We start from the raw sequence: 10,080 nt of genomic DNA, 5'->3' as shown, positions 1-10,080 counted from the left end.
TAACAATCTCAACATCTCACGTAGAATATGAAACACCAAATAGACATTACGCACACGTAGACTGTCCAGGCCATGCCGATTATGTTAAAAACATGATCACAGGAGCAGCACAAATGGACGGAGCAATCTTAGTAGTATCAGCAGCAGATGGTCCAATGCCACAAACAAGAGAGCATATCCTATTAGCAAGACAAGTAGGAGTACCAAAAATAGTAGTATTCTTAAACAAAGAAGACCAAGTAGACGATCCAGAACTAATCGAATTAGTAGAAATGGAAGTAAGAGACTTACTAAGCGAATATGATTTTGACGGAGACGACGCACCAATCGTAGTAGGATCAGCATTAAAAGCATTAGAAGATCCAGACGGAGAATGGGGAGACAAAATCGTAAAATTAATGGAAGAAGTAGATGCATACATTCCAGAGCCAGTAAGAGACATAGATCATCCATTCTTAATGCCAGTAGAAGACATCTTCTCAATAACAGGAAGAGGAACAGTAGCAACTGGTAGAGTAGAAAGAGGAGTAGTAAAAGTAGGAGATAACGTAGAAATAATAGGTTTAACAGACGAAAAAAGAACAGTAGTAGTAACAGGAGTAGAAATGTTCAAAAAAATGTTAGACCAAGCACAAGCAGGAGATAACATAGGAGCGTTATTAAGAGGAGTACAAAGAGAAGAAATCCAAAGAGGACAAGTATTAGCAGCACCTGGAACAATACAACCTCATACAAAATTCGAATCAGAAGTATATGTATTAACAAAAGACGAAGGTGGAAGACATACACCATTCTTCTCAGGATACAGACCACAATTCTTCTTTACAACAACAGACGTAACAGGAAACATAGCATTAGAAGAAGGCGTAGAAATGGTAATGCCAGGAGATAATGCAAAATTCATAATAGAATTAATTACACCAATTGCCTTAGAAGAAGGACAAAAATTCTCAATAAGAGAAGGTGGAAGAACAGTAGGAGCAGGAGTTGTAACTAAAGTTATAGCTTAATCTGTAAATGCTTGTAAATTTGGAGAGCAAGGAATTCCTTGCTCTTCAAATGAAATTTAATGAAAACGATATCTAGGAGATGATTATGGTGGAAAGAGAACGTATTTTAAATGACATTATTGAGTATTCAAAAGAACAAAATTATTCAACAGAAGAATTAGTTAAATTTATAAATGGTTTATCAATGGAAGTTTTAGGAGAAAAGTATAAAAATTCTGACAAAATATATGTTTTAAAAAATAGGGGAATAATAGAAGAATTTGATCCGGAGAAAGTTTATTATTCACTAGCAAATATAACATACAAAGGACAGCATTGTATGACAGAATCAGAAATATACTTAGCTATAAAATATTTAGAAAATAGTATGAAACAATTAAACAGATGTGTAATTTCTACTAATGAGATAAGGAAATTAATTGCAAAGTATTTAGAAGAAAATGGAAGAACTAGAGTTGTAAATTTATATAATGCATAAAATAATTTATAAAAATTACGATGAAACAGAAACTTTTATGGAAGTGAGTCCCAAAGGCGGGATGATAAACTCTTTAAATTATAATGGAGAGAATATTTTATACCCTATTTCATTAATAGAAAAAAAGGGAATGAAAAAAATTAGGGGTGGTAATTTTTCGTGCATTCCTAACTTTGGAGTTGATGAAATTACAAATTTAAACAATCATGGTTATGGTAGAGATCTTGAATGGAAAGTTGATTTCAAAAATAAAGAAGAAATTAACTTATATGTTAGAGGTATTGGAGATTATAAAAAGCTAGATACATATCTATCGTATAAACTAGAAAATAATCAATTTATTATGAAATTGAAATTTTCTAATCAAGGAAATAAAGATATTTTTATTGCACCAGGATTTCATCCTTATTTTTCAAGTAAAGATAATTTTTTATTGGTTGAAGATAGAAAATATTCTAAAGAAGAGCTAGAAAAATCTGTGTTTATAGAAAAAAATTATATAGAATTTGAAACAGAAAAATTTAAATTTTCCTATACTTCAGAAGATTTTACTACTTATGTAATATGGTCAGATTTCTTAGGTGACTACGTATGCGTGGAGCCAACTTATAATGGTACTAGTTTTAAAACTGGATATAAAAATAAACCATATAATTTAAAATCTAAAGAAGAAATTGAATTTAAGATAGCTTTAAACTGGGAATATAAAAATACTATTAGCTAAGGTTGTATTTATAAATGAAATTATAAATTAATAAATAATAGAATAATACTATCAAAAAACAAGAGCTTGTTCATTGCTCTTGTTTTTTGATAGTATTATTCTTCATGTGGTATAATAGTATTATTTACGGAGGTGTTTAGAATAGAACCTAAAGCAAGTAATACAAATACATTAGATATTATAAATACAATAATGTTATCAATAGGGATATATCTAGTAAGTGCAGTTTTAATGCCGTTTTTCCTATTTATAATTCCAGCTCCAAGTATTGTACTATCTATAAAAAAGGGTACAAAATATGGACTACTATCAATGACATTGGTTTGTATTGTAGCATATTTATTTAATAGGACAGCTATGAATTTAACATTACTTTTATATATGATTCCAATAGTTATAATTATGAGTTCTATGATAAAGGAAGATGAGAGTTTTGGAAAGATAATGGGTGTAAATATTTTTGCATCTTTATTTATAACAATTGTATCACTATTAACTTTTCGATATATATTAAAAGTGGATATACTGTTTGAAGTAAATAGTTTTTTTACTGAAATGTCTAAATTTATGGAAGAAATTTTATTAAAATCAAATTTTACTGAAACTAATATGCAACAGATTTTAAAGGCATATAATTTTATGAAAATATTATTACCAGGAATTGTAGTATTAGCAGCAACAGCTCTAAATTATGGAAGCTTTGCATTTTCAAAAAATTTATTAAAGAAACAAAATATTAAAATTAGTCAAAACTTCAAATTTATTGATTATAGGATAAGTTTTAAGATATTGTTACCAACATTATTTGCAGTAGGGGTAGCATATTTATTATATTATTTTAAAAATCCATATTTTGAAATAGTGTTATACAATTTAGTATTTATTTATAGTTTGTTTTTTATACTAGCGGGGATATCTTTATTCGACTATTATTTAGTAGGAAAAATTCCAAAGATATTGAGATTAATATTGCCAGCAGTAGTATTGTATTTATTTAGGGGAGAAATATTGTATATAGCTGTAGCTACTGTTGATATGCTCGTTAATTTTAGAAAAAGATTTAAAAGGATTGAAAATGAAGAAAAGTAAATTTTTTAAATGGTCAGATGTAATTATATTTTTCATAGCTTTGATTTTGCTTTCAATAGTTATTGTTTACTATAATGCAGTCTTAGGAGTTATAGCATTTATAATTACTGTGTATCTAGTTTTTTATGAATCAAAACTTATGCAATACAAAAGTAATGAATTTGAGAGATATATAGAAAACATAGATAAACAATTTGACGAAATTACAAGAAGGGCTATATTTTCTATGCCATTTCCACTAGTTATTTTAAATGGAGATTGTAAAATAAAGTGGTATAATACAAAATTTAAAGAAGTCGTAGGAACTGAAGAAACATATATAAATATTGAAATTGAAAATATATTTAGTGAAATAAAGAAAGATTCTATATATAGCGGAGTTAGGTATATAGAAGTAAAATTTAACGAGAAATTTTATAAATTCTATATTAATATATTTGAAAAAGATAGCGATAATTCAGATATACTTTTGTATGCGGTAGATTATACAGGAGAGTATAAGTTGAATAAAGAATTAATAGATACATCTCTTGTAGCAGTAAATATAAATATAGATAATTATGATGAAATATATGAAAATACTGAAGATAATGTTAGACCGATGGTTTTTGCCGAGGTAGATAGAGTAATAAATAACTTTGTACAACAATACAAAGGATATTCTGTAAAATTTGAACAAGAAGACTATTTTGTTATAATTTCACACGAAAATTTAGAACAGATAATGGAAAATAAATTTAATATATTAGACCAAGTTAGAGAATTAGAAGAAGGAAATAAAATTCCTATAACTCTAAGTATTGGAGTAGGGACAAATCAAGAAAATATCTTAGAAACTTTTAAAGTTGCTAAAGCTTGTACAAATATCGCACTTGGTAGAGGAGGAGACCAAACTGTAGTTAAAATTGGAGATCATTATGAATACTATGGTGGAAAACGACAATCTACTTACAAGAGTAGTGCTGTAAAAGCTAGAGTAATTGCAAATGGACTTGTTAAGATACTAGAACAAGGTGGAAATATTTTTATTATGGGTCATAAAAATCCAGATATGGATTCCATAGGTTCTTGCTTGGGAATAATGGAAGCGGCCAATATAGTGGGGAAAAATAGTTATATTGTTTTAGATAGAGTAACACCAGCTATAGAGAATATTTATAATTCAGTGCTTAAAAATTACCCAGACGAAAATATAGAAGAAAAATTCATATCTCCTAACAAAGCAATAGGACTTTGTGAAGCAGAGTCAGTAGTTGTAGTCTTAGACCATCATAGGAGATCTCATTCGGAATGTGAAGAGTTGTTAGATTTGTCTAAAAATATAGTATTAATAGATCATCATAGAAGAGGTTCAGAATATATTGAGAATGCAATTTTAACTTATTTAGAGCCTCATGCTTCATCAACATCAGAACTTGTAACAGAAGTAATTTTCTATATGTCAGAAAAAGTTAAAATTCCAAAAGTGATAGCTGAGGCATTGCTTGCAGGAATAACAGTGGATACAAAGAATTTTATACTACAGACAGGTGTTAGAACCTTTGAAGCTGCTTCTATATTAAAGAGGCAAGGTGCAGATAGTGTTGAAGTAAAACAATTATTTAGAGATGATGAAAAAACTGTAAAATTAAAAGGCGATGTTGTTGCAAACTCTGAAATATATAAAAATAGAATAGCAATAGGTGTATTAAATGAAAAAATAGAAGAGTCTATTTTAATAGCAGCTCAAGCAGCAGATGAAATGTTAAATATGAATGGAATAGAAGCATCTTTTGTATTAACATTAAATGGAGATAAAATTCATATAAGTGGGAGAAGTTTAGGACAAATTTCTGTTCAACTAATATTGGAAAAACTTGGAGGAGGAGGACATTTAACTTCTGCAGGAACCCAATTAGAAGAAAGTATGGATGGAGCTATAAATCAATTAAAAAACGCGATAACAGATTATTTAGAGGAGGACGAAAATGAAAGTAATTCTAATAGATGATGTAAAAGGACTAGGTAAGAAAGGTGAGCTTGTAAATGCTAAAACAGGTTATGCTAGAAATTTTTTATTACCTGGTAAATTAGCACTTGAAGCTACAAAAGAAAACTTAGCAAACTGGGAAAAAGAACAAGCAGAAATTGCTAAAAAAAGAAAAGAAGAATATGAAGAGGCTTTAGCTTTAAAAGAAAAACTTGAAGGTCAAAAAGTTATTATAAAAGTTAAAGCAGGTGAAGGCGACAAGTTGTTTGGAGCAATTACAAATAAGGATATAGCAGAAGCGTTGGAAAAACAGTCAGGACTTAAAGTTGATAAAAAGAAAATAGAATTAAAAGAAAATATTAAAACTTTAAAAACAACAGAGGTACCTGTGAGAATATATCCAGAAGTTATTGCAAATATCAAGGTAGAAATAACTAAGGAGTAACAATGGAAGAATTATCTACTGGAAGAGTATTTCCAAATGATATAAGTGCAGAGATGTCTGTTTTGGGATCTATGATATTGGATAAAAATGCCATAGATGTTGCAACAGGCATTTTAAAGTATGAGGATTTTTATACAAATAAAAACGCTGAAGTATATAAAAGTATAGTCAATCTAACAGACAAAGGTGAGGCTATAGATTTTGTTACTATAAGTGAAGAGTTAAAAAAAGAAGGCAAACTAGATTTTGTAGGTGGTATGCAGTACTTGATGGAATTGACAGAATTCGTTCCAGGACCTACAAACATAGAGTCTTATAGTAAAATAGTAAAAGAAAAAGCCACTTTGAGAAATTTAATTAGAATAAGTGACGAAATAATGTCTAGATCTTACGCTAATAGTCCAGCAGAAGAAGTTTTAGAATTTGCAGAATCATCGATTTACAGTATAAGTCAAAGTAAAAACAAAGGTGATTTAGAAAAAATTAGTAGTATATTAGAAGAAACATTAGATCAAATAAACCAGATGAGTTTAAATGAAGGTGGTTTAACTGGTATAACAACTGGACTTGTAGATTTAAACAAACAAATTTCAGGTTTTCAAAAATCTGATTTGGTATTACTTGCAGCTAGACCATCAATGGGTAAAACAACATTAGCATTAAATATGGCATTAAGTGCAGCTTTAGACCATAAAAATATAGCAGTATTTTCTCTAGAAATGAGTAAATTACAATTATCACAAAGATTTTTAAGCTCTCTATCATTAATTAATTTACAAGATATAATATCTGGTAATATAGCAGAGGGAGATTTTGAAATGCTAGGAAATGCTATACGAATACTAGAAGAAACACCTATATATGTAGACGACACATCTAGTATTTCGTTAACTGAATTAAGGTCTAAATGTAGAAGGCTATCTTCAAAAGAAGGTCTAGATTTAGTATTAATAGATTATATTCAGTTAATGACAGCGGGTACAGGAAGAAATGAAAATAGGCAGCAAGAAATTTCAACAATTTCTAGAGGTTTAAAAGGACTTGCAAAAGAACTGAACTGTCCAGTAGTAGCTTTATCCCAGCTTTCTAGAGCAGTAGAATCGAGAACGGATAAAAGACCAATGCTTTCAGACCTAAGAGAATCAGGGGCAATAGAGCAAGATGCTGATATTGTAATGATGATATATAGAGATGATTATTATAATCCTGAAAGTGAAAAGCCTAATATAGCAGATTTAATAATAGCTAAACATAGAAATGGTCCAACGGGAACTGTGGAATTGTACTTCAATAAACAATATTCTAAATTTACTGATTTAGTATCAGACTTTGATAGCGCTGCTTATGGAGAATAGTAGAGATAAACTTATAATAGAGAAAGATGGTTTAAAGTTAAAAAAACTAGAATTTGAAGATGCTATTAATATTAAAAATTGGGGAAGACATAATAATGAACTCCTTATAGATTATGAATTAGGAAACTTTACAAAAAATCAATTAAGAATTTGGTATATTAGCAAAAAAAGTGGAATAAAAAACAAATATTTTGCTATATATAATGAAGAAGATAAAATGATAGGCTATTTAGGAATGAAAAATATAGCACTATTCAAAAGAACTTCCACTCTTGGTATTGTGTTAGATCCAAATTATGTTTCAAAAGGTTATGGATATAAGTCATTAAAATTATTTCTAAATTATTATTTTGATACATTAAACATGAAAGAAATGGATTTAGAGGTAAATGCTTTTAATGAAAGAGCGTTAAAGTTATATAAAAAGATAGGATTTAAATATACAGCAGAATACTATGGTATGTTTGAAAATCAAAAATTAGATTTTTCATTACCAAATATTGAAAAATACAGAGACTGTTTTATAGTAAATAGAGGGATAATATACTCTAAAAATTATGTAATGAATTTAAGTAGAAAAAGATTTATGATAGGAGAAAATAAAAATGAAATTTAGTATTGACACATTCACATTAGACTTGGGTGAAACTCCTATTGAAAATTTGTTTTTAGATTTATTGATGCCAATGGCAGATGGAAATGCAGTAAAAGTTTACTTATATTTATATAGACAAGTTTTAAGCAATAATAATTACTTAGATTTTAATGAAGATAAGATAGCTAAAAACTTAGGAATGGATACTGAAGAATTTAATAAGGCTATAGAATATTGGATGGAAACTGGAGTAATTTCTAGAGAATTAGTAGTAAAAACAGGGAAATATGATTACAAGTTCTTAAGTATAAGAGAGTTACAGTTAGGAAGAAAATCATTTTATGAATATGATAGAAATGAAGAGAATTTCTTAAACAAAGATAATAGCCAAGAAATGTTTAATAAAATAGAAGAAATTATAGAATTACCATTATCAAGTACAAATATAATAGAAATATTGGAATTACAAAAGTCTACAAACGTATCATCGGATTTAATTATAAAAGCTTTCGAATATTCCAAAAAGAAAACAGGTAAAATGAACTTTAACTATGTTTTTGGAATAATTAGGAATTGGTATTTAGATGGAATAAAAACATTAGATGATTATTATAAATTGGTAGAAAATGAACAAATAAAAAAGGCTAATATAAAAAAGAAGAGAAAGTATTATAAACCAGAATCTAAGGAAAAAAAAGAGTTGGATGTAGATTTTAAAGAAAATTCAGCAGAACTTGAATCTATTAGAAAACTTATAGCTCAAAGGAAAAAAGATGAATGATTATTTATATGCTGACAAAATAATAGAAAATACAAGATTAGAAAACAAAAAAAAATTAGATTCTAGAAAAAAAGAAATAGAATTAAAAATTCCTGAATATAATATATTTACAAATAAAATAAAGCTACTTAATTTAGATTTAATAAAGAATATAAAGAGTAATAATGAAGCTAATGAACTAAAAATAAAAAATGAAATAGAAGAACTAAAAAAGAAAAGAGAAGATTTATTATTAAAAAATAATTATGATAAAAATTATTTGAGCTTAGAATATAATTGTGAAATTTGCAAAGACATAGGTGAAGTTAATGGTAAAATATGCAAATGCAAAAAGGATATAATAAATAAAATAAGGCTTAAAAGAGCTAAAATGTATCAAGCAATAGATAGAGAAACATTTGAAAATTTCAATTTTAGTTTATTCAGAGATACAAAAAAAGAAGATGAGATAATATCGCCTAAAGAACTTATGAAACTGTATTTTGAAGAGTTTAAAGAATATGCTAAGAATTTTTCTGTTAATAGTAAATCTTTATATATAAGTGGAGATGTTGGAGTAGGAAAAACTTATATTTGTAATTCCATATCTAGTGAAATTATTAAAAATGGTAAAAATGTAGTATATATGACATCTTCAAATTTAATGCAACAATTAAGACTTAATTTATATAGTCCTTTTGATAAGATAGAAGAAAATCAAGAAAAGTATAATTTATTAATGGAATCAGACCTATTGATAATAGATGATTTAGGTTCTGAAAATATAACAGATACCTCCGTTTCAAATCTTTTCAATTTAATTAATAATAGGATGATTTTAAGAAAGCCAATAATAATATCGACTAATATTCCAATAGATGAAATCTCTAAAGTTTATGATGAGAGAATAGCATCAAGAATAAAAACTTTTAATCATCATGCCATTATAGGAGATGATTTAAGGAATAAATAGGAGGAATTATGATTTCTGTAACAGCAGAGCAAATGAGAGAAATAGACAGATATACAATAGAAGAAATAGGAATACCATCAATTGTTTTAATGGAAAATGCTAAAAATGCAATGATAAACTTTATTCCTTTAGATGGTTATGAAAAGTATATTGTAGTTGTAGGTGTTGGAAATAATGGTGGAGATGGACTTGCTATAGCAAGGGATTTAATTCTAGAGGATAAAGAAACTATTGTATTTATAGTTGGAAATGTTGAAAAAGGAAGTAAAGATTTTTTAATAAATTATAATATACTAAAAAACATAGAAGCTAATATTATAAATATAAAGGAAAAATCTGACTTAATAATTCTAGAAAATACATTAACAATTGATGATATAGTAATAGATGGAATTTTTGGAACAGGATTAAATAGTGATATTAGAGGAATAAGTAAAGAAGTAATAGAAATTTTAAATAACTCAAAAGCATTTAAATTTTCTATAGATATACCAAGTGGGTTAGATGCAAATACTGGAAAAGTTCTTGGAGTAGCTGTAAAATCTGATTATGTTGTTACTTTAGGGATTATGAAAAAAGGACTAGAAAATTATTCGGGACATGTAACCGTAGAAGATATAGGAATTCCTAAAATAGTAATAGAAAAAGTTTTAGGAAAACAAAAGTAGAAAGTAAAAATCAT

The 10,080-nt window shown here is 27.5% G+C and carries 11 protein-coding genes; all 11 read left to right on the top strand.

The annotated features are described in order from the left end of the window. On the top strand, positions 1–1,010 hold a 1,010-nt coding region (gene tuf, locus CS899_RS04060), incomplete at its 5' end, for an elongation factor Tu (protein WP_099203666.1). 85 nt (positions 1,011–1,095) lie between these two features. Next, positions 1,096–1,488, top strand: coding sequence for an ATP cone domain-containing protein (locus CS899_RS04055; protein ID WP_164995839.1), 393 nt, complete (start codon positions 1,096–1,098; stop codon positions 1,486–1,488). Further along, positions 1,481–2,212, top strand: coding sequence for an aldose epimerase family protein (locus tag CS899_RS04050; protein WP_099203664.1), 732 nt, complete (start codon positions 1,481–1,483; stop codon positions 2,210–2,212). Before CS899_RS04055 ends, CS899_RS04050 begins: the two co-directional genes overlap by 8 nt. Positions 2,213–2,344: 132 nt before the next feature. Next, on the top strand, positions 2,345–3,301 hold the full coding sequence (locus tag CS899_RS04045) for a DUF2232 domain-containing protein (protein WP_099203663.1): 957 nt from the start codon (positions 2,345–2,347) through the stop codon (positions 3,299–3,301). Next, complete coding sequence (locus tag CS899_RS04040; protein WP_129582282.1) at positions 3,288–5,291, top strand: DHH family phosphoesterase; 2,004 nt, start codon at positions 3,288–3,290, stop codon at positions 5,289–5,291. The genes CS899_RS04045 and CS899_RS04040 overlap by 14 nt, the downstream gene beginning before the upstream one ends. Then, on the top strand, positions 5,269–5,715 hold the full coding sequence (rplI, locus tag CS899_RS04035; protein WP_099203661.1) for a 50S ribosomal protein L9: 447 nt from the start codon (positions 5,269–5,271) through the stop codon (positions 5,713–5,715). The genes CS899_RS04040 and rplI overlap by 23 nt, the downstream gene beginning before the upstream one ends. A gap of 2 nt (positions 5,716–5,717) precedes the next feature. After that, positions 5,718–7,070, top strand: a complete 1,353-nt coding sequence (gene dnaB / locus CS899_RS04030) for a replicative DNA helicase (RefSeq protein ID WP_099203660.1) — start codon at positions 5,718–5,720, stop codon at positions 7,068–7,070. Further along, the gene (locus CS899_RS04025) at positions 7,060–7,686 is read left to right on the top strand and encodes a GNAT family N-acetyltransferase (RefSeq protein ID WP_099203659.1); all 627 of its coding nucleotides are present in this window, start codon (positions 7,060–7,062) and stop codon (positions 7,684–7,686) included. The genes dnaB and CS899_RS04025 overlap by 11 nt, the downstream gene beginning before the upstream one ends. After that, the gene (locus CS899_RS04020) at positions 7,676–8,446 is read left to right on the top strand and encodes a DnaD domain protein (protein WP_099203658.1); all 771 of its coding nucleotides are present in this window, start codon (positions 7,676–7,678) and stop codon (positions 8,444–8,446) included. The genes CS899_RS04025 and CS899_RS04020 overlap by 11 nt, the downstream gene beginning before the upstream one ends. Then, entirely contained in the window at positions 8,439–9,398 is a 960-nt protein-coding gene (locus tag CS899_RS04015; protein ID WP_099203657.1) for an ATP-binding protein, read from the top strand. The genes CS899_RS04020 and CS899_RS04015 overlap by 8 nt, the downstream gene beginning before the upstream one ends. A gap of 8 nt (positions 9,399–9,406) precedes the next feature. After that, a complete protein-coding gene (locus tag CS899_RS04010) occupies positions 9,407–10,066 on the top strand; it encodes an NAD(P)H-hydrate epimerase (protein WP_099203656.1) in 660 nt (219 codons plus the stop codon). The last annotated feature ends 14 nt before the right edge of the window (positions 10,067–10,080 follow it).

Origin of the sequence: Miniphocaeibacter massiliensis, assembly GCF_900232905.1 — a bacterium.
Classification (GTDB): Bacteria; Bacillota; Clostridia; order Tissierellales; family Peptoniphilaceae; genus Miniphocaeibacter; species Miniphocaeibacter massiliensis.
The sequence above is the reverse complement of the archived record's forward strand: the minus strand, read 5'-3'. Positions and strand labels throughout refer to the sequence as shown.

Coding starts and splice junctions, on each gene's coding strand:
- CS899_RS04040 (WP_129582282.1), top strand. CDS start 3,288: ATGAAGAAAAGTAAATTTTTTAAATGGTCAGATGTAATTATATTTTTC.
- CS899_RS04015 (WP_099203657.1), top strand. CDS start 8,439: ATGAATGATTATTTATATGCTGACAAAATAATAGAAAATACAAGATTA.
- CS899_RS04025 (WP_099203659.1), top strand. CDS start 7,060: ATGGAGAATAGTAGAGATAAACTTATAATAGAGAAAGATGGTTTAAAG.
- CS899_RS04020 (WP_099203658.1), top strand. CDS start 7,676: ATGAAATTTAGTATTGACACATTCACATTAGACTTGGGTGAAACTCCT.
- dnaB (WP_099203660.1), top strand. CDS start 5,718: ATGGAAGAATTATCTACTGGAAGAGTATTTCCAAATGATATAAGTGCA.
- CS899_RS04055 (WP_164995839.1), top strand. CDS start 1,096: ATGGTGGAAAGAGAACGTATTTTAAATGACATTATTGAGTATTCAAAA.
- CS899_RS04010 (WP_099203656.1), top strand. CDS start 9,407: ATGATTTCTGTAACAGCAGAGCAAATGAGAGAAATAGACAGATATACA.
- CS899_RS04050 (WP_099203664.1), top strand. CDS start 1,481: ATGCATAAAATAATTTATAAAAATTACGATGAAACAGAAACTTTTATG.
- rplI (WP_099203661.1), top strand. CDS start 5,269: ATGAAAGTAATTCTAATAGATGATGTAAAAGGACTAGGTAAGAAAGGT.